This is a genomic window from Shewanella loihica PV-4, from assembly GCF_000016065.1.
GTDB lineage: Bacteria > Pseudomonadota > Gammaproteobacteria > Enterobacterales > Shewanellaceae > Shewanella > Shewanella loihica.
This window is the reverse complement of record NC_009092.1, coordinates 128,379-148,968: the sequence shown is the minus strand read 5'-3', so window position 1 is coordinate 148,968 and position 20,590 is coordinate 128,379. Positions and strand designations below refer to the sequence as shown.

Annotated in this window: 22 protein-coding genes; 15 read left to right on the top strand and 7 right to left on the bottom strand. The window is 55.9% G+C overall.

The genetic code is table 11. The features are described 5' to 3' along the window. Positions 1-48: 48 nt before the first annotated feature. Positions 49-1,146, top strand: coding sequence for a tRNA (uridine(54)-C5)-methyltransferase TrmA (gene trmA, locus SHEW_RS00690; protein ID WP_011863947.1), 1,098 nt, complete (start codon positions 49-51; stop codon positions 1,144-1,146). 80 nt (positions 1,147-1,226) lie between these two features. Here trmA and fabR read toward each other — a convergent pair whose 3' ends face one another. Continuing rightward, positions 1,227-1,841: an HTH-type transcriptional repressor FabR gene (gene fabR, locus SHEW_RS00685; RefSeq protein WP_041406854.1), complete on the bottom strand. Its 615-nt coding sequence runs from the start codon at positions 1,839-1,841 to the stop codon at positions 1,227-1,229. Positions 1,842-1,983: 142 nt separating this feature from the next. Here fabR and SHEW_RS00680 point away from each other — a divergent pair, with 142 nt between their 5' ends. From SHEW_RS00680 to mnmH, 3 genes are all read left to right on the top strand, one after another. Next, positions 1,984-3,090: a fatty acid desaturase gene (locus SHEW_RS00680; RefSeq protein WP_011863945.1), complete on the top strand. Its 1,107-nt coding sequence runs from the start codon at positions 1,984-1,986 to the stop codon at positions 3,088-3,090. Positions 3,091-3,252: 162 nt separating this feature from the next. Then, the gene (selD, locus tag SHEW_RS00675; protein ID WP_011863944.1) at positions 3,253-4,296 is read left to right on the top strand and encodes a selenide, water dikinase SelD; all 1,044 of its coding nucleotides are present in this window, start codon (positions 3,253-3,255) and stop codon (positions 4,294-4,296) included. Further along, a complete protein-coding gene (gene mnmH, locus SHEW_RS00670; protein ID WP_011863943.1) occupies positions 4,296-5,414 on the top strand; it encodes a tRNA 2-selenouridine(34) synthase MnmH in 1,119 nt (372 codons plus the stop codon). Before selD ends, mnmH begins: the two co-directional genes overlap by 1 nt. A gap of 47 nt (positions 5,415-5,461) precedes the next feature. On the opposite strand, the gene SHEW_RS00665 is transcribed toward mnmH, so the two are convergent. From SHEW_RS00665 to nudE, 5 genes are all read right to left on the bottom strand, one after another. After that, entirely contained in the window at positions 5,462-7,324 is a 1,863-nt protein-coding gene (locus SHEW_RS00665; protein ID WP_011863942.1) for an MFS transporter, read from the bottom strand. Continuing rightward, on the bottom strand, positions 7,315-7,971 hold the full coding sequence (locus SHEW_RS00660) for a TetR/AcrR family transcriptional regulator (RefSeq protein WP_011863941.1): 657 nt from the start codon (positions 7,969-7,971) through the stop codon (positions 7,315-7,317). Before SHEW_RS00660 ends, SHEW_RS00665 begins: the two co-directional genes overlap by 10 nt. A 107-nt stretch (positions 7,972-8,078) precedes the next feature. Beyond that, positions 8,079-8,534, bottom strand: coding sequence for a GNAT family N-acetyltransferase (locus tag SHEW_RS00655; protein ID WP_011863940.1), 456 nt, complete (start codon positions 8,532-8,534; stop codon positions 8,079-8,081). Then, entirely contained in the window at positions 8,527-9,339 is an 813-nt protein-coding gene (gene cysQ, locus SHEW_RS00650) for a 3'(2'),5'-bisphosphate nucleotidase CysQ (protein ID WP_011863939.1), read from the bottom strand. The genes SHEW_RS00655 and cysQ overlap by 8 nt, the downstream gene beginning before the upstream one ends. A gap of 53 nt (positions 9,340-9,392) precedes the next feature. Continuing rightward, positions 9,393-9,938: an ADP compounds hydrolase NudE gene (gene nudE, locus SHEW_RS00645; protein WP_011863938.1), complete on the bottom strand. Its 546-nt coding sequence runs from the start codon at positions 9,936-9,938 to the stop codon at positions 9,393-9,395. Between the two features lie 97 nt (positions 9,939-10,035). On the opposite strand from nudE, the gene yrfG reads away from it, so the two are divergent. The 7 genes from yrfG (at position 10,036) to SHEW_RS00610 (ending at position 16,979) form a co-directional block, all read left to right on the top strand. Further along, the gene (gene yrfG / locus SHEW_RS00640) at positions 10,036-10,710 is read left to right on the top strand and encodes a GMP/IMP nucleotidase (RefSeq protein ID WP_011863937.1); all 675 of its coding nucleotides are present in this window, start codon (positions 10,036-10,038) and stop codon (positions 10,708-10,710) included. 118 nt (positions 10,711-10,828) lie between these two features. Next, positions 10,829-11,446: a transcriptional repressor LexA gene (gene lexA / locus SHEW_RS00635; RefSeq protein WP_011863936.1), complete on the top strand. Its 618-nt coding sequence runs from the start codon at positions 10,829-10,831 to the stop codon at positions 11,444-11,446. Continuing rightward, the gene (locus SHEW_RS00630) at positions 11,443-11,952 is read left to right on the top strand and encodes a cell division inhibitor SulA (RefSeq protein ID WP_011863935.1); all 510 of its coding nucleotides are present in this window, start codon (positions 11,443-11,445) and stop codon (positions 11,950-11,952) included. Before lexA ends, SHEW_RS00630 begins: the two co-directional genes overlap by 4 nt. Before the next feature lie 398 nt (positions 11,953-12,350). After that, on the top strand, positions 12,351-13,916 hold the full coding sequence (gene coxB / locus SHEW_RS00625; RefSeq protein ID WP_011863934.1) for a cytochrome c oxidase subunit II: 1,566 nt from the start codon (positions 12,351-12,353) through the stop codon (positions 13,914-13,916). 9 nt (positions 13,917-13,925) lie between these two features. Continuing rightward, positions 13,926-15,536, top strand: a complete 1,611-nt coding sequence (gene ctaD, locus SHEW_RS00620) for a cytochrome c oxidase subunit I (protein ID WP_011863933.1) — start codon at positions 13,926-13,928, stop codon at positions 15,534-15,536. A 1-nt stretch (position 15,537) separates the two neighbouring features. Beyond that, a complete protein-coding gene (locus SHEW_RS00615) occupies positions 15,538-16,107 on the top strand; it encodes a cytochrome c oxidase assembly protein (protein WP_011863932.1) in 570 nt (189 codons plus the stop codon). Then, a complete protein-coding gene (locus SHEW_RS00610; protein WP_011863931.1) occupies positions 16,104-16,979 on the top strand; it encodes a cytochrome c oxidase subunit 3 in 876 nt (291 codons plus the stop codon). Before SHEW_RS00615 ends, SHEW_RS00610 begins: the two co-directional genes overlap by 4 nt. A gap of 15 nt (positions 16,980-16,994) precedes the next feature. Here the strand turns inward: SHEW_RS00610 and SHEW_RS00605 are convergent, their stop codons facing one another. Next, positions 16,995-17,213 (bottom strand): DUF2909 domain-containing protein, encoded by a 219-nt coding sequence (locus tag SHEW_RS00605; RefSeq protein WP_041406252.1) that lies wholly within the window; start codon positions 17,211-17,213, stop codon positions 16,995-16,997. On the opposite strand from SHEW_RS00605, the gene SHEW_RS00600 reads away from it, so the two are divergent. The 4 genes from SHEW_RS00600 to cyoE all read left to right on the top strand — a co-directional run bounded on the left by SHEW_RS00600 (position 17,212) and on the right by cyoE (position 20,589). Continuing rightward, entirely contained in the window at positions 17,212-17,967 is a 756-nt protein-coding gene (locus tag SHEW_RS00600) for an SURF1 family protein (RefSeq protein ID WP_011863929.1), read from the top strand. The two genes, SHEW_RS00605 and SHEW_RS00600, sit on opposite strands and share 2 nt — an antisense overlap. 172 nt (positions 17,968-18,139) lie before the next feature. Then, positions 18,140-18,691, top strand: coding sequence for a redox-active disulfide-containing membrane protein (locus SHEW_RS00595; protein ID WP_011863928.1), 552 nt, complete (start codon positions 18,140-18,142; stop codon positions 18,689-18,691). After that, positions 18,691-19,674, top strand: a complete 984-nt coding sequence (locus SHEW_RS00590; protein ID WP_011863927.1) for a COX15/CtaA family protein — start codon at positions 18,691-18,693, stop codon at positions 19,672-19,674. The genes SHEW_RS00595 and SHEW_RS00590 overlap by 1 nt, the downstream gene beginning before the upstream one ends. A gap of 12 nt (positions 19,675-19,686) precedes the next feature. Next, the gene (gene cyoE / locus SHEW_RS00585; protein WP_011863926.1) at positions 19,687-20,589 is read left to right on the top strand and encodes a heme o synthase; all 903 of its coding nucleotides are present in this window, start codon (positions 19,687-19,689) and stop codon (positions 20,587-20,589) included. The last annotated feature ends 1 nt before the right edge of the window (position 20,590 follow it).

Here is a 20,590-nt window from a genome sequence, read left to right as displayed (position 1 = left end):
CAAGTAGTATACTATTTGCGCCCCCAGAGACAGTAACGGTGTTAAGAAATGAATGTAGACGCAATGGATCCCCAGCAATATGACGCACAACTCGATGTGAAACGTCAGAAACTAGCCCAGCTATTTGTCGACTTCGAGACACCCGAACTGGAAGTGTTTGCCTCACAGAAGGCCCACTACCGCATGCGCGCCGAGTTCCGCGTCTGGCATGAGGGTGAAGATCTCTACTATTACATGTTCGATAAGGCGCAGAACCAGAAGATACGCTGCGAGCAGTTCTTACCGGCAAGTCAGTTGATCAACGACATGATGCCAGAGCTGATGGCGGCGCTGCGTCCTAACCCGGTCCTGAGACACAAGCTGTTCCAGGTTGATTTTCTCTCTACTCTCAGCGGAGAGATCTTAGTGTCACTCCTGTACCACAAGCAGCTCGATGCTCAGTGGCAAGAGGAGGCTCAGGCGCTGAAAGAGGCACTGTCGAGCAAATTTAAGGTGGACATCATAGGCCGCGCTCGTAAGCAGAAGCTGGTGATGGATCGCGACTTCGTTATCGAATCCCTACCCGTCAACGGCAAACAGCTTACCTACAAGCAGGTCGAAAACAGCTTTACCCAGCCAAACGGCGAGGTGGCGATCAAGATGCTCGAGTGGGCCATCGACATCACCCGTGATAGCAGTGGTGACCTGTTGGAGCTCTACTGCGGTAACGGTAATTTCTCTATCGCCCTGGCACAGAACTTCAACCGCGTGCTCGCTACCGAACTGGCCAAGCCATCTGTGGACTCGGCCCAGTACAACATAGAGGCCAACCAGATAGATAATCTGCAGATCATCCGTATGTCGGCGGAAGACTTTACCGATGCGCTGGCCAAGAAGCGCAGCTTCAGACGCTTAGAAGGGGTGGATCTGGACAGCTATGACTGCAACACCATCTTCGTCGACCCGCCAAGAGCAGGCTTAGATGATAATACCCTGTCTATGGTGCAGGGCTACGAGCGTATTCTCTATATCTCTTGTAATCCCAATACCCTGCTGGACAACCTCAAGGTGTTGGACAAAACCCATAAGATCACCCGCTTCGCGCTGTTTGACCAGTTCCCTTATACAGATCATATGGAATCTGGCGTCCTGCTGGAACGTCGTTAATCGGCTAGCTATAAGTCAAACAGTAAAAAAGGGCCCGATGGCCCTTTTTTCGTTGCTCTCTTGCGCTACCTATTCCCGGCTTAACGATGTTCCATCTTCTGCTGCAGGGACTCGGCGCCCTTAGCCACCATGCGCAGCTGGATCACCAGGCGATCCGCCAATATCTTGCGATCGACCCGCTTCATATCCAGCGCCGCGGCGCCGGCATTGAAGACTAAGGTCACTAGGGCCTCCGCCTGGGCTCTTGCCAGTTCGGGGGTGCGCTTGGTGGTCGCCTCGGTGTAGTGCGCTAACTCCGAGATGAAGTGTTCTATCTCTCTCGCCACCGCCGCACGAAACGGCGCCGAGGTGCCCGAGCGCTCATGCAGCAAGATGCGAAAGACGTTGGGGTTAGACTCCAAGACTTCCATAAAGGTATCGACTGAGATGCGAATCACGCTGCCGCCGGCCTCGGCGCGTTGACGTCCCTTGCGCATCATCTGTCTCAGGGTCAGGCCGCCTTCATCCACCATGGTGAGCCCCAGCTCGTTCATATCCTTAAAGTGACGATAGAAGGAGGTTGGCGCTATGTTGGCCTCGCGAGCCACTTCCCGCAGACTCAGGCTAGAAAAACTGCGTTCGGCACTTAATTGATTAAATGCCGCATCGACCAAGGCGCGACGCGTTTTTTCTTTTTGCTGTGCTCTGATACCCATCATGATGAATCCACTAGATAAAACTCAATCTGGCAATCATACCTTCTTTGAGACAAAAACGCAGCCCGCCTTGACCTGCTCCATTAAGTCAGTAGAATTGGCTTACAGCTGTACGCTCAATGAAGAGAACCTGGACATTATAATGAAAAAGCCTCCCCTCATCTGGACCAACATTTTACTCTTTGCCATCACCTTCTTAGGTGCTGTCATCCTGGTGCCTTGGTATGGCATCACCTATGGCTATGGCATGGCAGAATGGGTTGCCTTTGTCGGCCTCGCCTTCGCCAGCGGTCTGTCGATAACCGCCGGATACCATAGGCTCTGGTCACATCGCACCTACAAGGCACACTGGTCGGTACGTTTTCTGTTTGCCTTGGGCGGCGCCCTAGCTCTGCAGAACAGCGCCCTGCACTGGTCGTCGGATCATCGCATCCATCACAAGCATGTGGATGACAACGACAAAGACCCCTATTCGGCTAACATGGGTTTCTGGTACAGCCATATCGGCTGGATGCTAAGGGAGTATCAGGCGCAGCGTTATCACGATTATAAGAACGTGCGTGATCTGCAGAATGAGAAAATTGTGATGTGGCAGCACAAATATTATCTGCCGCTCCTCATCATCATGAACATAGGCCTGCCGGCGCTGCTGGGCTGGCTTAATGGCGATGTCTGGGCCATGTTGCTGATGGCTGGCCTGCTGCGTCTGGTGGTCGTGCACCATTGCACCTTCTTCATCAACTCGCTGGCCCACATCTGGGGCAGCCAGCCCTACACAGACAAAAACACGGCGCGTGACAACGGCGTGCTGGCACTGTTTACCTATGGCGAGGGCTATCATAACTTCCACCACATCTTCGAGAACGACTATCGCAACGGCATCCTCTGGTGGCACTATGATCCCACCAAATGGCTGATCAACGCCATGGCCTGGACTGGACTGGCCAACAACCTCAGGGTCACGCCACAGGAGCGGATCGAGAGTGCCAAGTTGCAGATGCAACTGAAGAAGGCACAGCATAAGGTCACACAGCTGGCCAACCACGAAGAGATCCTCGAGAAGATCCATGCGGAATATGAGCTGCTCAAGACCCATATTGCCGATTACTATCAGGCCCATAAGGAGCTGCTGGAAGCCAAGCGCAAACAGCTGACCACACATCAGCTGATGCAGCAGGTAGAGCACCTGAAGCAGGAACTCCTGGCACGCCAGAAGCAGTGGAAGTCCCTCACCACAGGCTTTGCCTAGTCCGATCTCGAAAAAGCCACCCCAGGGGTGGCTTTTTTACACCCTGAAATAAACAGGAATGATAACGGCCTCCCGCCCTTCATATCTAAGGGCGATTGAAGTGGCGCACCTATGGGTCTATCATGAGCGGCTCTCCACTTCATCCAGAGATAGTTTGCGGTTATGTCAGCAGAAAAGATTAAACTCACCGAGTACAGCCATGGCGCTGGCTGTGGTTGTAAGATTTCACCTAAAGTACTGGGCACCATACTCGCCTCTCAGCTACCCAGCTTTGACGACCCCAATATCCTGGTAGGCAATCAGACCCGCGACGATGCCGCCGTTTACCGACTCAACGATGAGACAGGCATCATCAGCACCACTGACTTCTTCATGCCGATCGTGGATGACCCCTTTACCTTCGGGCGTATTGCCGCCACCAATGCCATCAGCGATATCTACGCCATGGGCGGCACCCCTATGATGGCCATCGCGATTTTGGGCTGGCCGGTCAACGTCTTACCTGCCGAGATCGCCCAGCAGGTGGTCGATGGCGGACGCCAGGCCTGTAAGGATGCCGGCATCATGTTGGCAGGCGGCCACAGTATCGATGCGCCCGAGCCTATCTTCGGCCTCGCCGTGACCGGACAGATCCCGTTAAACGAGCTCAAGCAGAACGATACCGCCAAGGCGGGCGACAGGCTGTTCCTGACCAAACCGCTGGGTATCGGCATACTAACCACGGCGCAGAAACAGAAAAAGTTGGCGGATGAGGATATCGACATCGCACCGGGTGCCATGTGCCAACTCAACAAGATAGGCGCGGCAATCGCCAAGATCTCCGGGGTTACCGCCATGACAGATGTCACCGGCTTTGGCCTAGCTGGCCACCTGATCGAGATGTGCCAGGGCGCCACGCTGGCGGCCAAGATAGACCTGAATGCCCTGCCCATGCTGCCAAAGGCGATGGATTACCTCAGGCTCGGCTGTATCCCCGGCGGCACCCATAGAAACTACGACAGCTATGGCGAACACCTGCCAGAAGTGAACGAAGAGCAGAAGGCCCTGCTGTGCGACCCACAAACCAGCGGCGGATTGCTGATCGCCGTATCAAACAGCCATGAGGCCGAGTTGCTGGCACTGCTGGGAAAAGAGGGGCTGCCGACCCAATGCATCGGCCATTTGGCGCCGCAAACTGAGTCGCAGCCACTGGTAGAGCTAATCTAATGGATAATCATCAATTGGCTAACGTCATTCCGGCAAGCGAATATGGCCGTATCCTGGCCAGCGGCCATCCCATCATGGATGTGCGCGCGCCGATAGAGTTCACCAAGGGCGCCTTTCCCGCCAGCAGCAACCATCCCCTGATGCGCGACGATGAGCGACAACAAGTGGGCACCTGCTATAAGGAACATGGCCAGGATGCCGCCATCGCCCTGGGCCACTCCCTGGTGTGTGGCGCGGTCAAACAGCAGCGCGTAGACGCCTGGCTTGCCTATCTCGATGCCCATCCAGACGCCTACCTCTATTGCTTTCGCGGCGGCCTGCGCTCACAGCTAACCCAGCAATGGCTGGCCGAGGCCGGCAGAGACGTCCCCTACATTCAGGGTGGCTACAAGGCGATGCGCCAGTACCTTATCGACACCATAGACAGGGCGCCAGAGGCGAGGCCTATGCTGATCCTCAGCGGCATCACAGGCAGTGGCAAGACAGACTTTCTGCTGCAACGCCAGGAGGCAGTAGATCTCGAAGGACTGGCCCATCACAGGGGATCCAGCTTCGGCCGCTATCACGAGGGACAGCCGACACAAATCAACTTCGAAAACAGTCTGGGCGTCGCCCTGCTCAAACATCAACAGAGCCCGGCGAGAATCCTGCTGTTAGAAGATGAGAGCTACCTTATCGGACGCTCGGCGCTGCCCAAGGCCTTCTACATGGGAATGCAAGCCGCCAGCGTGGTCATCCTGGAGGAACCGCTGGAGGCAAGGCTGACACGTCTTCTGGACGAATATGTCCATAAGATGCATCGAGGCTATGTCGAGCGTCTGGGCGAAGAAGCAGGCTTTGAGGCATTTGCCGAGTACCTGGCCAACAGCATCAGTGGCATCAAGAAACGCCTGGGCGGCAAGCAGCACGATGAGCTGCAACAGATGATCACAGACGCATTAGCGGTGCAGACCCAGCGCGGCGATACCCAGGCGCACCTCGAATGGATCGCCCTGCTGCTGAGCAAGTATTACGACCCCATGTATCAATATCAGATTGGCAAGAAGGCCGACAGGGTGATCTTCCAGGGCGACCATCAGGCCATGCACCAGTGGCTGGATGAATACGCCACTCGCTAGCAGGCATCAGCCTGGCTTTTCGCTATTTAATCTCAAGCAGCAACCTACTAGGATGCGGGCAACATGGCCTCGACCCGCTCTCGCAGCAGATGGCGGTTAGCCTCTGTGCCCGACACCACATCATCCAGATCAACCGAGATCTTAGACCAGAAGCGCTTTGGCCTAGTACTCAGAGCATGGCCATCCTTGTGGCTGAAGTAGGAACCCCAGAGGCCGTTGAGGGCCATAGGGATAACAGGCACGGAGTCGCGGGCGAGGATCTTGTCGATACCGGGGCGGAACTCGCCCAACTCACCGTTAGGCGTCAGACGCCCCTCGGGGAAGATACACACCAGCTCGCCATCGGCCAGCGCCTGATGGATAGACTCGAACGCCTGATTATAGGTCGCCTCACTCTGCCGCGGTGAACAGATGGGGATCACACCCGCATGGCGAAACAGATACTTGAGCAGCGGCATCTCGCTGATAGATTTATCCATCACGAAACGGATCGGGCGGGTCGAGGCGCCCATGATGATCAAGGCATCCACATAGCTCACATGGTTGCACACTATGATGCCGGCACCTTCGCTGGGCAGCTTGTCGCGGCCGGTAACTGTGACGCGATACAGGATATGGCTCAGCAGGTAACTGACAAATCTCTGGGTAAACTCGGGCACCTGACTATAGACATAGAGGGCGACGACGGCATTGAGCAGCGCCAGCAATAGGAAGAGCTCTGTGATCTGCCAGCCAAACACCTCTAGCAGCAAGATAGACATGACCGCCGAGACCACCATGAACAGGGCGTTCATGATATTGTTCGCGGCGATGGCCTGGGCACACTCACCCCGGTCGGCACGCGACTGAATAAAGGCGTACAGGGGCACGATAAACAGACCGCCGCTCACCCCCACCATAAACAGGGCAAACATCACCCGATAGTGCTGTGACTCGGCGATAAAGCTGCTAAAGCTATAGATGGTCTCAGCCTGGGCGGGCAACTCGGGCAGCGACCACAGCAGATCCACACCAAACAGAGTTAGCCCAGCCACGCCGAAGGGCAAGAGCCCCAGCTCCACATGGCCGAAGGAGAAGCGCTCACACAGGAAGGAGCCCGCGGCAATCCCGATAGAGAACAGCGCCAACAGGAGTGAGACCACGGTGGCATCGGCGTGCAGATGCAACTTGGCAAAGTTGGGGAACTGGGTCAGATAGGTCGCCCCGAGGAACCAGAACCAGCTGATCGCTAAGATGGCCATCCAGATACTCGGCGTCTTCCTCACCTTGGCGATGCTGCGCCAGGTGCCAGACAGAGGCGCGAAACGTATCTTAGTGACATTTCCCTGCGGCGGCATGGCAGGGATCGCGCGGCTGGCCAGATAGCCGGCAACGGCCAGCACAAACACGGTCGCCGCGGTAGCTATAATGCCCTTGTCGCTGGCCACCAGAAGCCCGGCACTGAGTGTACCTATCAAGATCGACAAGAAGGTGCCCATCTCCACCCAGGCATTGCCCGTCACCAGCTCATCTTCCGCAAGCGCCTGAGGCAACAGCGAGTATTTGACCGGCCCAAAATAGGCCGACTGGCTACCGGTCAAGAAGAGCAGCAGCAACATCATCATGTAACTCTGGGTCAAGATCGCCATGGCGGCGCAGGACATGATCACCAACTCGAGCTGCTTTAAGCGTCTGATCAATTTGGCCTTATCCATGTTATCTGCCACCACACCCGCGTGGGCGGAAAACAGGAAGAAAGGCAGGATAAATACGCCGGCGGCGAGGTTAACAAATAGGTTGACGCTAATGGGTAGGCTCTCTATCTGGCTGTAGGTCACCATCAGCAGCAGCACATTCTTGTAGATATTATCGTTAAGCGCGCCCAGACACTGGGTCGCAAAATAGGGGAAAAACCGCTTGGTTAACAACATAACGCCTCCTTGTGATAACCCAATCCTTTAAGTTGTACCGCGAGATGATGACTAATGGCCTGCTCAATACCGATCCCTGGGGCAAAGAGCTTATCATCCAGCGCCAGACTCACCAGACCATGGACGCCGCCCCACAGGGCGCGGCTCGCCAGTAATAGTTGCTCGGCCGGAAGCTCGGGCAGCAGACGCGCCAGGCATGACTCAATCAGGCCGAACAGCTGCGCGATTAGCTGGGCATGGTGATCGCTCAGCCCCTGCTCCTCCGTCGCCTTTAGCTCGAAGATCAGCTGAAACGCCCTTGGCTGCGCGAAAGCAAATTGCTGATAGGCCCCGGCCATCGCCTCAAGCTGACTCGACTCAGACGCTTGGCTTTGAGCAGCTTGCTCTTGAGATGCATAATCTTGAAAAGCTTGAGCTTTAGCAGCCAGGCGCTTATACAGTTCATCCAGGGTCTGCTCGGCAACCGCCAGCAGCAAGCCCTGATAGCTGCCGAAGAGATTCACCAGCGTACTGGGCACATAACCTATGGCCGCCGCCACCTTGCGCAGGCTCAGGCTATCGAGCGGCTCGACCTCCAGGTGGCGCAGCACGGCGGCGGTTGCCATCGCCCGGATCTCATCATGAGTATGTTCTTTGCGTCTTGCCATCTCGGCTCCATCGCGCTGTCAATTTGTGCACAAGTTACCAGCAAGCAAAATAAAAAACAATGTTCACAATAAGACTATTTTTCACCGGGTAGATTAAAATTAGGATTTTATCGCTGGAGTATCATGAGGATCCTGTCTTCGCCCGGGCCGAAATAATCGGCCTCCAGCCCCTGCTCGACAAAGCCCAGCTTGGAATAGAGGTGTCTGGCGGGATTCTCCGGCGCCACCGTGAGTTTCACCTGGGCCACACCATCTGGCAGCGCACTCAGAGACTCGGTGATCAGGCGCCTGCCTATGCCCCGACCCTGAGCGGCATCGTCGACGGCCACAGAGAGGATCCAGGCACAGTCGGCCTGTTCACTCCTTGCCAGCAAGATGTAACCGAGCAGGCGTTCAGCGTTATCGCAGGCGACAAGCAGCCCGCTCGGCCAGCAATCGAAGCTCTGACGAAAGAAAAAATCCGGGTAGGCATGGTCGCCAAAGAGCCCCTGCTCGAGACGATAGATCGCCGGCAGCTGAGTCTTACAAGCCGCCTCGACACTGATAAGATTAGGATTATTCACCGGTTAACAGCTCATCCCATGGCAGGTGAGTCGAGCCCACGACGATGAAGTTGGGGTTCTCCAGTGATTCGCGCTCGTTGTAGCTCAACGGCTGCAACTCGAGATCCATCACCTGGCCACCGGCCTCTTCGATGATGATCTGCGCCGCACCGGTGTCCCACTCGCCGGTTGGGCCAATGCGCACATAGCAGTCGGCGCGGCCCTCTGCCACCAGGCAGCTCTTTAGCGCCGCACCGCCCAGCACCACGAGTTCACAGTGCTTAGGATGATTGAAAAGCTTCAACACAGATTGAGGATCCTGACGGCGGCTCACCGCCAGACGCAGGCAGGGCTCATCGTCTTTGGTCAGCTGCTTGCTGGCGATACGCACCTCGCCCTTGCTGCTACGCTTGTAGGCACCCAGGCCTGCCACGGCATAGTAAACCACACCCGTCATGGGCACATAGACGATTCCCATGATGGGACGATTGTGCTCGACCAGGGCGATGATCACCGAGAAGTCGCCGCTACCGGCGATAAACTCACCCGTGCCATCGAGAGGGTCTACCAACCAGTAACGCTGCCAATCGGCGCGCTCGGAGAAAGGAATATCGGCATCTTCTTCAGAGAGGACTGGGATCTCAGGGGTAAGGCTGCTTAGCTGGGAAGAGATGATCTCATGGGCCGCGATATCGGCAGAGGTTACCGGGGTATTGTCGGATTTCACCTCTTTGTCAAAACTGCCCTCGAGGTAGATCCCTTTGATGGCCTCACCCGCCTCGATGGCAATCGAAATCGCCTGCTCAACATACTCTTCTGGCTTCATCACAACTCCAACAGCCTACATCTGGCAATGCCTAATATGATAATTCGGATTAACTACTTTAGTTTTAGATGTTTCTGTGCCAAAAACAAGGCGCTAACGCTTCGAGATTCGGAAAAATCATCTTCTAATAACAGCTCAGACCACTGGCTCAATGGCCAGCGCACCACCTCTATGGGTTCGGGCTCGTCACCCTGCAATCGACTCTCATACAGATCTTCGGCGACGAAGATCTGCATCTTGCTGGCAAAGTAGCCGGGCGCCAGGCTCAACTCCATCAGATGGGTCAACTTACGCGCACCAAAACCTATCTCTTCCTGCAGCTCTCGGTTGGCCGCCTCGGCATGGGTCTCGCCGGGATCCACTAGGCCCTTGGGGAAACCCAGCTCATAGCTGTGGGTACCCGCCGCATATTCGCGTCCCAGCAATAGCTCCTCGCCATGCACAGGCACCACCATCACGGCGCCACGGGCGTTGCCCTTCATGCGCTCATACTGGCGCTCAACCTGGTTCGAAAATTTTAAATGCACCTGCTCTATCTGAAACAGACGGCTCTGGGCAACAACTTCGGCATGTAGGATCTGCGGCTTTTTGTCCGGCATGAAACTTCCTGATAAAAATGGCGTTTGCTTAACCACTCAATCTTACTATGATGGGCCTAATCCACAACTCAAACCAAGGAATTTTTTTACTCGCTTTATGTTTCCCTGGAATAAGATAGATACCGTGCTGCTGGATATGGACGGCACCCTGTTGGATCTGCATTTCGACAACCATTTCTGGCTTAGCCTGGTGCCTCAGGCCTTGTGTGAACAAAGGCAGATCCCAAAGGCCGACGCCCAACAACTGGTGGAGAGTGCCTACGCCAAGGTCTTCGGCACCCTGGAGTGGTATTGCCTTGAATATTGGCAACAGGAGCTGGGTTTAGACATCCTGGCTTTGCACCACACTCTAGTGGACCGGATCCAGCTACGTCAGGACAGCATGCCCTTTCTCACCGCACTGGCCAGACACAGCAAGCGGCGCATCTTGGTCACCAACGCCCATCCCCACAGCCTGGCGCTGAAACTCGAGCATACAGATCTGGCTAACGGGCTCGATGAGATGCTCTCGAGTCACGCCACCGGCTATCCCAAGGAACACCCGCAATTTTGGCGTCACCTGTTTAATCAGTATTCCTTGGATCCCAGCCGCTGCCTGTTTATCGACGACAGCGAGCCCATACTACAGGCAGCCAAGAAGGCTGGCGTCGGCTACCAGTTGGGGATCAAGAATCCCGACAGCCAGCAGCCTCACAAGCAGTTTGCCGACTTTCCGGCCATCGACGATTACCATCATCTGCTGCTCTCCCTTGAACAGGCCAGACTCGGCTAATCAATCACACTTTAGGCGCTAATCGCTTGATGGGATTGGGAGAAAATCTGGTTAATACTTGCACTGTATAAAATACTGTATATACTGACAGGTACTGTATGGAAAGACAGGATTAATCATGAGACCCTTAACCCCGAGACAAGCCGAGATTTTAGATCTGATAAAACGCAATATTGCCGACACGGGCATGCCGCCTACCCGTGCCGAGATTGCGCGTCGACTAGGCTTTAAGAGTGCCAACGCCGCCGAGGAACACCTCAAGGCCCTGGCCAAGAAAGGCTGCATCGAAATCATGCCCGGCACATCACGTGGCATCAAGCTGACCCAGGAGGAAGAGCCTGAAGATCTCGGCCTGCCCCTCATAGGTCAGGTGGCCGCCGGTGAGCCCATCCTGGCCCAGGAGCATGTGGAACAACACTATCAGGTTGACCCTAGCATGTTCCGCCCCAGCGCCGACTTCCTGCTGCGGGTCAGGGGGGACAGTATGAAAGATATAGGTATTCTCGAGGGCGACCTACTCGCGGTACATAAGGTCGAACAGGCAAGAAACGGCCAGATAGTCGTGGCCCGCGTGGAAGATGATGTAACGGTTAAACGCTTCGAGAAGCGTGGCAGCACCGTCTATCTGCATGCCGAGAATGAAGAGTATTCCCCTATCGTGGTGGACCTCACCACCCAGAGCCTGAGCATCGAAGGCCTGGCCGTCGGCGTTATTCGAAATGGAGACTGGCAATGAACAACCTAATGGGCATGGCGCCACGTCATCCAGGGCTGTGGGTCGATCTCGACAGCTCGCTTAAGCGCGGCGATGGCAACACTATCTCGACTACGGCAAGTTCTACCCAGGGCAAGCAGGAGCTGCAGGCCCTCACTCCAGAGCTAGCCAGACTCAGTCAGCAGGGACAATGGGTGGTGTTGATCAGCCCACCTAACATAGGCTACAAGCAGATGCTGGCCGACGGCGGTGTGCGTATGGATCGCATCCTACTGGTGCACACCAAGGATGAGGTCGAAACCCTGTGGGCGATGGAAAAAGCCCTCACAAGTGGTACATCCAGTGCGGTGATCTGCTGGGCACAAACCCTGGATGCCCGTGACAGTCGTCGCCTACAGATAGTTGCCAAGAATACCCGCGCCCTGGGAGTGGTGATCGAAGATGCGAACGGTCACTTACCTGCCAACCCTTTTCCCCAAGAGGATCTCGGCGGCCAAACCATGAGTCTGTTCAGTTCACTACACTGATATTCCGCGCCCTACCTTTCCATACAGACGCCCCGCAAGGGGCGTTTTTGTGTCTGTTTTGTTTAGCAAAATAAAATAAAAGTGATCTTGATCAATATTTAAACAGCCATTAAGTTAGTAAGAGATATCAACGATTATTTGTTATATCGCACAATTTGGTTGTCGGCTTGAGCGGCGAAAATGAACCTGTAATACCTCGCCCACGGTAGCTGAAATTGGTCTGATATATTCAGCCGTAAGTGCAAGCGTGGTCACCACCAGCAGAACAAGAGATTCACCACCGACGCACTTTGAAGTCATCGTTGCTTTTTTGGGAACTGAAGAGTTTGCATAGAGCCGAGACATACTGTGTGGCTCTTCTTTGTAGTTGCCTTCGCAATTGACAGAGGAGAAGTCTAGTGAAGCAAGTGTTGTGTTGTTTGCTGGCGTTGCTATTTACGCCCACCATACTCGCAGCAGATATGCCCCTGAATATGACATCAGGGGTCACAGAGATCAGCAATAAGGTGTTTAGCCTTCATATGACGATTCTCTATATCTGTTGTGCCATAGGCCTAGTCGTCTTTGGGGTGATGATCTACGCCATCATCAACCATAGGCGCTCTAAGGGTGCCGTCGCGGCAAACTTTCATGAGAGCACTAAGGTAGAGATCGCCTGGACGCTCGTTCCCTTTGTCATCTTGATCCTCATGGCCATCCCGGCCACCAAGACTCTCATCGCCATGGAAGATCCCAGCAATGCCGATCTCACCATCAAGATCACTGGCTCCCAATGGAAATGGCACTACAGCTATTTTGATCAAGACATCAGCTACTATAGCCTGCTGGCGACTCCCAGAGAACAGATAGAGGGCAAGGAGACCAAAGGCGAACACTATCTGCTGGAGGTCGACAAGCCGCTGGTATTGCCGGTCAATCGTAAGATCCGTTTCCTGATGACCTCGGAAGATGTGATCCACTCCTGGTGGGTGCCGGCCTTCGCGGTAAAGAAGGATGCTAACCCAGGCTTTATCAACGAGGCCTGGACCCGCATCGACAAGCCAGGCATCTACCGCGGCCAGTGCGCCGAGCTTTGCGGCAAGGATCACGGATTCATGCCCATCGTAGTGCAGGTACTTTCCGAGGCCGATTTCGACAACTGGATTGTCGAGCAGGAGGCACAGGCCAGCGCGGCCGCCGCCGAGGCGCAGGCCGCACTGTCGAAGACCCTGTCGAAAGAAGAGCTGATGGCTCAGGGCGAACAAGTCTATATGGCCCGCTGCGCCGCCTGCCACCAGCCAAATGGCGCCGGCCTGCCGGGTGTATTCCCCTCGCTCATAGGCAGCCCAATCATCAAGGGCCCTGTCGCCGATCACTTGGATGTGGTGCTACATGGCCGCTCCGGCACAGCCATGCAGGCCTTCGCCCAGCAGCTCACCGCCACAGAGATTGCCGCCGTGGTTACCTTCGAACGTAATGCCTGGGGTAACGACACGGGCGATACGGTTCAGGCAGCCGACGTTAACCAGGCAAACTCAGGCGCATCGAGCGGGGCTGATACAGGAGCAGATGCAGCTGCAGAAGCGGTTCAATCTGTGCCTACCCCGGCAGCCGATTCGAGTGCGGCAGCAAGCTCCACCGCCGAGGATCCCCAAGCACCTGTGTTAGACGATCTGACCATGGATGAGCTGATGGCCAAGGGTGAACAGGTATATCTCGGCCACTGCGCCGCCTGTCATCAGGCCACAGGCATGGGATTACCCGGCGCCTTCCCCGCCCTAAAAGGCAGCGCCATCGCCACAGGGCCAGTTAAGAATCACCTAGACATAGTGCTTCACGGTAAGCCTGGCACCGCCATGCAGGCTTTCGCCAGTCAGTTAACGCCACAGGAAATCGCCTCGGTGATCACCTTTGAGCGTAACGCCTGGGGTAACAACACAGGCGACATGGTTCAGGCAACAGACGTCAAGCAACAGGGTCAATAGGGAGGCATTATGAATGCAATAACGCGTGAAGCAGATATGGATGCCACTCATATTGGCGAACATTCGACCCACCATGAGGAGCACCCGACGGGTATAAAACGTTGGCTGTTTACCACCAACCATAAAGATATTGGCACCCTGTATCTCTGGTTCAGTTTCATCATGTTCTTGACCGGCGGCGCCATGGCCATGGTGATCCGTGCCGAGCTGTTCCAGCCGGGTCTGCAACTGGTGGAGCCCAACTTCTTCAATCAGATGACCACGGTTCACGGCCTCATCATGGTGTTTGGCGCCGTGATGCCGGCCTTTACCGGCCTCGCCAACTGGCTGATCCCTATGATGATAGGCGCGCCAGACATGGCACTGCCGCGGATGAACAACTGGAGTTTCTGGATCTTGCCCTTCGCCTTTGCGATCCTGCTCAGTTCGCTGTTTATGGAAGGCGGCGGGCCTAACTTTGGTTGGACCTTCTACGCCCCGCTGTCGACGGCCTATAGCCCGGATAGCACGGCGCTGTTTGTCTTCTCGGTACACATCATGGGTATCAGCTCCATCATGGGCGCCATCAACGTGATCGTGACCATAGTCAACATGCGCGCTCCCGGCATGAGCTGGATGAAGTTGCCACTGTTCGTCTGGACCTGGTTGATCACCGCCTTCTTGTTGATCGCAGTAATGCCGGTACTCGCAGGTACAGTGACCATGGTACTGACCGACAAGTTCTTCGGCACCAGCTTCTTCGATGCCGCCGGTGGTGGTGACCCTGTGATGTTCCAGCATATCTTCTGGTTCTTCGGCCATCCCGAGGTCTACATCATGATCTTGCCGTCCTTCGGCATCATCTCCGCCATAGTACCGGCCTTCAGCCGCAAGAAGCTGTTCGGCTACTCTTCCATGGTGTACGCCACCGCCAGTATCGCGATCCTCTCCTTCCTGGTCTGGGCACACCACATGTTTACCACAGGTATGCCGGTATTTGCCGAGCTCTTCTTCATGTATTGCACCATGTTGATCGCCGTGCCGACCGGAGTGAAGGTGTTTAACTGGGTCGCCACCCTCTGGCGCGGCTCGCTCACCTTCGAGACGCCCATGCTGTTTGCACTGGCCTTTATCATACTCTTCACCATAGGCGGCTTCTCTGGGCTGATGCTGGCCATCACGCCTGTGGATTTCCAGTATCACGACACCTACTTCGTCGTGGCTCACTTCCACTATGTGCTGGTCTCGGGCGCTATCTTCTCCATCATGGCGGCGGCCTACTATTGGCTGCCTAAGTGGACCGGGCATATGTACAGCGAGAAACTCGGCAAGCTGCATTTCTGGTGCTCGGTGATCTCGGTTAACGTGCTCTTCTTCCCCATGCACTTCCTGGGACTGGCGGGCATGCCGCGACGCATTCCGGACTACTCGATTCAGTTTGCCGACGTTAACCAGATAGTCTCTATCGGCGGCTTCGCCTTCGGCCTGTCGCAACTGATCTTCCTGGTGGTGGTGATCAAGTGCATCCGCGGCGGCGAGCCGGCGCCCAGCAAGCCATGGGATGGTGCCGAGGGACTGGAGTGGACCCTGCCGAGTCCGGCGCCCTACCACTCATTCTCGACACCACCCGAGGTGAAATAGCATGACGGACACTAAGGCATACTCCAACCGTAAGCTGATCGGCCTACTGCTATTAGGTTGTGTGGGCATGTTCGGCTTCGGATTCGCCTTGGTGCCTCTATATGATGTGCTATGTGAAAAATTAGGCATCAATGGTAAGACGCAATCGACCGCCGCCGAATATAAGGCGGTAACCATAGATACCAGCCGCACGGTAACGGTCGAATTTATGGCACAGACCCAGAAAGATATGCCCTGGGTCTTCGCCCCCGAGATGAAACGCATTCAGGTGCATCCGGGAGAGGTGATTCGTACTCAGTTTCACGCCAAAAATCTATCGGCGCAGCAAATTATCGGACAGGCTATTCCCTCTGTCTCTCCGGGACAGGGCGCGGCCTACTTCCACAAGACAGAGTGTTTCTGCTTTAACCAGCAAAAACTCGATGCCAATGCCGATGCGCAATTACCTTTGATCTTCTATGTCGATACCGAGCTGCCCGAGCAGATCTCGACACTGACCCTCTCTTATACGCTATACAACATCACCGACAAGGGGTACGTAGATGATGTTGAGCAAGGAGCTGCGAAATGACAAGCAAACATGAACACTACTATGTCCCCGCCCAGAGTGCCTGGCCCATCATAGGTGCCTTCGGCCTCTTCCTCATCGCCTATGGCGCCGGCAGTTATGTACAGCAGTTACAGACGGAGCAGACTAGCGGCGGTTATATCCTTACAGCCGGGATCGCCGTCATCCTCTACATGGTCTTCGGCTGGTTCAGGACTGTGATCGGCGAGTCCATGTCTGGCCTCTACTCTAAACAGATGGATCGCTCCTTCCGCCAAGGAATGAGCTGGTTTATCTTTTCCGAGGTGATGTTCTTTGCCGCCTTCTTCGGTGCCCTGCTCTATGCCCGCACCATAGCCGTGCCCTGGCTCGGTGGCGCCTCGAACAATGCCATGACCCACGAGGTGCTCTGGCCCAATTTCCAGGCGGTCTGGCCTCTGGTCACCACACCGGACGGCACCAAGACGGAGGCCATGGGCTGGACAGGTCTGCCCCTTTACAACACCATCATACTGCTGACCTCGTCGGTCACCCTGCATTTCGCCCATGTGAGCCTGGAGAAGAGCAAACGCACGGCGCTCACCCTCTGGTTAGGCATCACCATACTCTTAGGTCTGGCCTTCCTCTTCCTCCAAGCCAAAGAGTATGCCCACGCCTATCAGGAGATGGGGCTGACCCTGTCATCCGGTGTCTATGGCAACACCTTCTTCTTGCTCACCGGATTTCACGGCATGCACGTGACCCTGGGGACCATCTTTCTGTTCGTCCTCTTCTTGCGGGTACTGAGGGGACATTTCACGCCGGATAAGCATTTTGCCTTCCAGGCAGGCAGTTGGTATTGGCACTTTGTGGATGTTGTCTGGCTCTGCCTGTTCGTATTCGTCTATGTGCTTTAGCGACGAATCTAGAGACTAATAGGGTCTGGGATTGGGGGTGATGATCCCCAGTCCCAAGGCAATCAATAGCAGGAGCACCACCAGCACAGAGAAGAGCACACGCCGCCCCAGATACTGACTCATGGGCGCCTTGCCCTCTCCCTTCACTAAGACAAATAAGGCCCGGCCAAGATTAAAGATAATGAAGACCAATAGCAGTACTAAGACGATCTTAAATAGCAGTATTTCGCTCATGAAGGCTCCCACGGTTCGCGGTGGCACGATTTTTCTCGTTTTAGTTACTTTGCTGGTATTCACCATTCTGGTCAAGCTGGGACTTTGGCAGTTAGACAGGGCCGCCGAGAAGCAGGCACTGCAACAGGCGCTCACCGTCAAGCAGGCCGCCGCGCCGCTGGATTATCAGGGTCTGCTCGCCTTGGCCGAAAGTGAATCCCTCACCGGCTATCGTCTGGAGGTCCAGGCGACTCCTGTGGACGCCCCCATCATATTGCTGGACAACCAGGTATATGAGGGCCACGTCGGTTATCTGGCCTACCAGGTGATGCGTGTCGAGACCGAGAGCGAGGCCGATGATCCCTTGCTGCTGGTCGAGCTCGGCTTTATCGACAGCGGCCTGGACAGACAGAAACTGCCCCAACTAACCAAACTAAGCCGAGAGGTGACACTAAGTGGTCGCGTCTATCAGCGAGCCAGCAACCCACTGAGTCAACATCTACTGGCCGAGACGGGCTCCCCCATGCGCATCCAGAACCTTAACCTGCCGGAGTTATCGCAAACACTTGGGCTGCCGCTCGCCCCCGCCATTCTTCAACCCGAGGCGATTCCGGGCAGCGCGCTCCCCCATCCCTGGCAGCCGATCCCCATGAGTGCCCTGAAGCATCAGGGCTACGCCCTGCAGTGGTTCTCTATGGCGACCGCGTTTCTGATACTTATGGCTTACCTTCTGATATTTAAGAGGAAAAACAAAGAATCCAGTAAAGACAAATGAATGCCGTAACTTGTTGCGCAAAGTCAGCTGACCCTGTAGGTTAAACAATAGGCACCCCGAATTAACGGGGGGCTCACCCAGGTAAATGGTCACTTCCTAGCCGTCTCGGGGAGTTGATATTTTTCGGTGTCTGGCGCGCGCTAACCCATAAAATAATCAACAGAGGATTAAGATGAGATCCCCAAAGAGCCGAGGCGCAAAACCCCTACTGATCTTGCTACTGGTATTTGTCTTACCCGTTGCGGTGGCAAAGCTGGTGCTGAGTCTGAACCTCTACCATGGTGGCGTCACCAACAAGGGCGAACTCCTGCCGCCCGATACCAACTACGCCCGCCTAGCGATGGCCAACCCCATGCCCAAGCACTGGCAGATGATCTACCTGCTGCCGAGCCAATGCGATCAGGCCTGCATGAACCGACTCTACATACTGCATCAGAGCCAGATCGCCCTGGGACGGGACCAACACAGGGTCAACCCCATCATACTGCTACAGGCAGACAGCGATCTTGCGGCGCTGCAGGAGAGTGAGTTCAGCTTCACTACAGCCCAGGCTACCGAGGCGCTCAGCCAGATGCTGACCCGGGAAGAGATCATCATAGTGGATCCCCTGGGCTCCCTGGTGATGCGCTATGCCCAGGTTGAAGATGAGCAGGCCCAGCTGATGCTGGGTAAGGCGATGATCGCCGACTTAAGAAAGATGCTTAAACTGTCGAGGGTCGGCTAATGCAGATGACTTCCCTACTCAAACTCACCCTGGTCTTTACCCTGTGCGTGATACTTATGGGTGCCTACACCCGACTGTCTGACGCCGGCCTTGGCTGCCCCGACTGGCCCGGCTGCTATGGCATGATCAAGGTGCCCACCCAGAGCCATGAGCTGGCCAAAGCCCAGGACAGCTTTCCCGAACACACGGTAGAACCCGAGAAGGCCTGGCTGGAGATGATCCACAGATACATTGCCGGCACCCTGGGCCTGCTGGTCGCCTTCATCCTCTTCATCAGCTTCAGGCGGCCCGATGCTCCTAAGAAGCTGCCGAGCTTTATCGCCCTGCTGATCCTATTTCAGGCGGCGCTGGGAATGTGGACCGTCACCATGAAACTCATGCCCGTGGTGGTGATGTCCCACCTGATAGGCGGCTTTACCCTGATCTCCTTATTGTGGCTCCTCTACCTCAGGACCAAGCCGCTACGACTGCCCGGCGGCGAGCCAAGGCTGCGAAAACTGGCACCCTACGCCCTCTTCTGCCTTAGCTTACTCGTGCTGCAGATCATCCTGGGCGGCTGGACCTCCTCTAACTATGCGGCGCTGGCCTGCACCACACTGCCCATCTGCGAAGGAGACTGGGTAAGCAACCTCGACCCGCTGCATGCCTTCTATCCCCTGCATAAGACGGAAGGTAGCTACGAGTTCGGCATACTGGATTACTCCTCCCGCATGACGATTCATGTGGCTCACAGATTCGGCGCCATCATCACGGCGACCGCACTGCTCTGGCTGGTGTATTGCATGATTAAATTCTCACACTCTCAGCTGCTGAAACGCAGTGCCTGGGTACTCCTGGGGTTATTGTGCCTGCAGATAGCCCTGGGGATCAGCAACGTGGTGCTGCACCTTCCCCTGGGGATCGCCGTGTCCCATAACGCGGGCGCCGCACTCCTGTTACTCACCTTGGTCTTCATCAACTACGCCCTGTGGCGTAAGGCATAAGGAGGCATCGCCATGGCCAAACCTATGACAATCACTAAGCCTGTCGCCACCCCGCTCCCTTGGCGCGCCTACCTCGAAATGACCAAGCCTAGGGTGGTTGCCCTGATGCTGCTGACCGTATTGGTCGGCATGTGTCTGGCGGTGCCAGGCGCGGTACCGGTTCAGCCGCTGATCGCCGGCCTGGTGGGCATAGGCATGATGGCGGGGGCCGCTGCGGCCTATAACCATCTGATCGACCGCCGCATCGACGGCCTGATGGCCCGCACCTATAACCGTCCGCTCCCCAAAGGCCGGATCTCTATCACCAAGGCGCTCACCTTTGCCACCGCCATGGCGATTCTCGGCTTTGCGCTGCTCTACTGGGCCGTCAACCCGCTCACCGCCTGGCTCACCTTCGCCAGTCTCATCGGCTACGCGGTGATCTATACCGCCTATCTCAAGCGCGCGACACCCCAGAATATCGTCGTCGGCGGCTTGGCCGGCGCCATGCCCCCCCTACTGGGTTGGACGGCGATCACCGGTGAGTTTCACGGCCATGCCTTGCTGCTGGTGATCATCATCTTCGCCTGGACCCCGCCCCACTTCTGGGCGCTGGCGATCCACAGACGCGCCGAATATGCCAAGGTCGATGTGCCCATGCTGCCCGTCACCCACGGCGTCGAATTTACCAAGACCTGCATCATGCTCTATACGGTGTTGCTGGCGCTGGCCTGCCTCTACCCTGTGCTGGTCGGCATGTGCGGTCCCCTTTATCTGGTGGGGTCGACTCTGTTGAGTTGCGGCTTCATCTATAAGGCCTGGCAACTCAAGTATCGAGACAAGCCGGGCCTGGCGATGCAGGTGTTTCGCTTCTCCATCTACCATCTGATGCTGCTCTTCTTGCTGCTCCTAGTCGACCACTATCTCTGGAGCTAAC

What these genes read in the sequence shown, in the direction of transcription:
- SHEW_RS00610 (WP_011863931.1), top strand. Translation starts at nt 16,104, where the DNA reads ATGACAAGCAAACATGAACACTACTATGTCCCCGCCCAGAGTGCCTGG.
- SHEW_RS00665 (WP_011863942.1), bottom strand. Translation starts at nt 7,324, where the DNA reads ATGTTGTTAACCAAGCGGTTTTTCCCCTATTTTGCGACCCAGTGTCTG.
- SHEW_RS00600 (WP_011863929.1), top strand. Translation starts at nt 17,212, where the DNA reads ATGAAGGCTCCCACGGTTCGCGGTGGCACGATTTTTCTCGTTTTAGTT.
- yrfG (WP_011863937.1), top strand. Translation starts at nt 10,036, where the DNA reads ATGTTTCCCTGGAATAAGATAGATACCGTGCTGCTGGATATGGACGGC.
- SHEW_RS00590 (WP_011863927.1), top strand. Translation starts at nt 18,691, where the DNA reads ATGCAGATGACTTCCCTACTCAAACTCACCCTGGTCTTTACCCTGTGC.
- SHEW_RS00680 (WP_011863945.1), top strand. Translation starts at nt 1,984, where the DNA reads ATGAAAAAGCCTCCCCTCATCTGGACCAACATTTTACTCTTTGCCATC.
- lexA (WP_011863936.1), top strand. Translation starts at nt 10,829, where the DNA reads ATGAGACCCTTAACCCCGAGACAAGCCGAGATTTTAGATCTGATAAAA.
- mnmH (WP_011863943.1), top strand. Translation starts at nt 4,296, where the DNA reads ATGGATAATCATCAATTGGCTAACGTCATTCCGGCAAGCGAATATGGC.
- SHEW_RS00595 (WP_011863928.1), top strand. Translation starts at nt 18,140, where the DNA reads ATGAGATCCCCAAAGAGCCGAGGCGCAAAACCCCTACTGATCTTGCTA.
- SHEW_RS00660 (WP_011863941.1), bottom strand. Translation starts at nt 7,971, where the DNA reads ATGGCAAGACGCAAAGAACATACTCATGATGAGATCCGGGCGATGGCA.
- SHEW_RS00615 (WP_011863932.1), top strand. Translation starts at nt 15,538, where the DNA reads ATGACGGACACTAAGGCATACTCCAACCGTAAGCTGATCGGCCTACTG.
- trmA (WP_011863947.1), top strand. Translation starts at nt 49, where the DNA reads ATGAATGTAGACGCAATGGATCCCCAGCAATATGACGCACAACTCGAT.
- SHEW_RS00630 (WP_011863935.1), top strand. Translation starts at nt 11,443, where the DNA reads ATGAACAACCTAATGGGCATGGCGCCACGTCATCCAGGGCTGTGGGTC.
- SHEW_RS00605 (WP_041406252.1), bottom strand. Translation starts at nt 17,213, where the DNA reads ATGAGCGAAATACTGCTATTTAAGATCGTCTTAGTACTGCTATTGGTC.
- selD (WP_011863944.1), top strand. Translation starts at nt 3,253, where the DNA reads ATGTCAGCAGAAAAGATTAAACTCACCGAGTACAGCCATGGCGCTGGC.
- cysQ (WP_011863939.1), bottom strand. Translation starts at nt 9,339, where the DNA reads ATGAAGCCAGAAGAGTATGTTGAGCAGGCGATTTCGATTGCCATCGAG.
- ctaD (WP_011863933.1), top strand. Translation starts at nt 13,926, where the DNA reads ATGAATGCAATAACGCGTGAAGCAGATATGGATGCCACTCATATTGGC.
- nudE (WP_011863938.1), bottom strand. Translation starts at nt 9,938, where the DNA reads ATGCCGGACAAAAAGCCGCAGATCCTACATGCCGAAGTTGTTGCCCAG.
- cyoE (WP_011863926.1), top strand. Translation starts at nt 19,687, where the DNA reads ATGGCCAAACCTATGACAATCACTAAGCCTGTCGCCACCCCGCTCCCT.
- fabR (WP_041406854.1), bottom strand. Translation starts at nt 1,841, where the DNA reads ATGGGTATCAGAGCACAGCAAAAAGAAAAAACGCGTCGCGCCTTGGTC.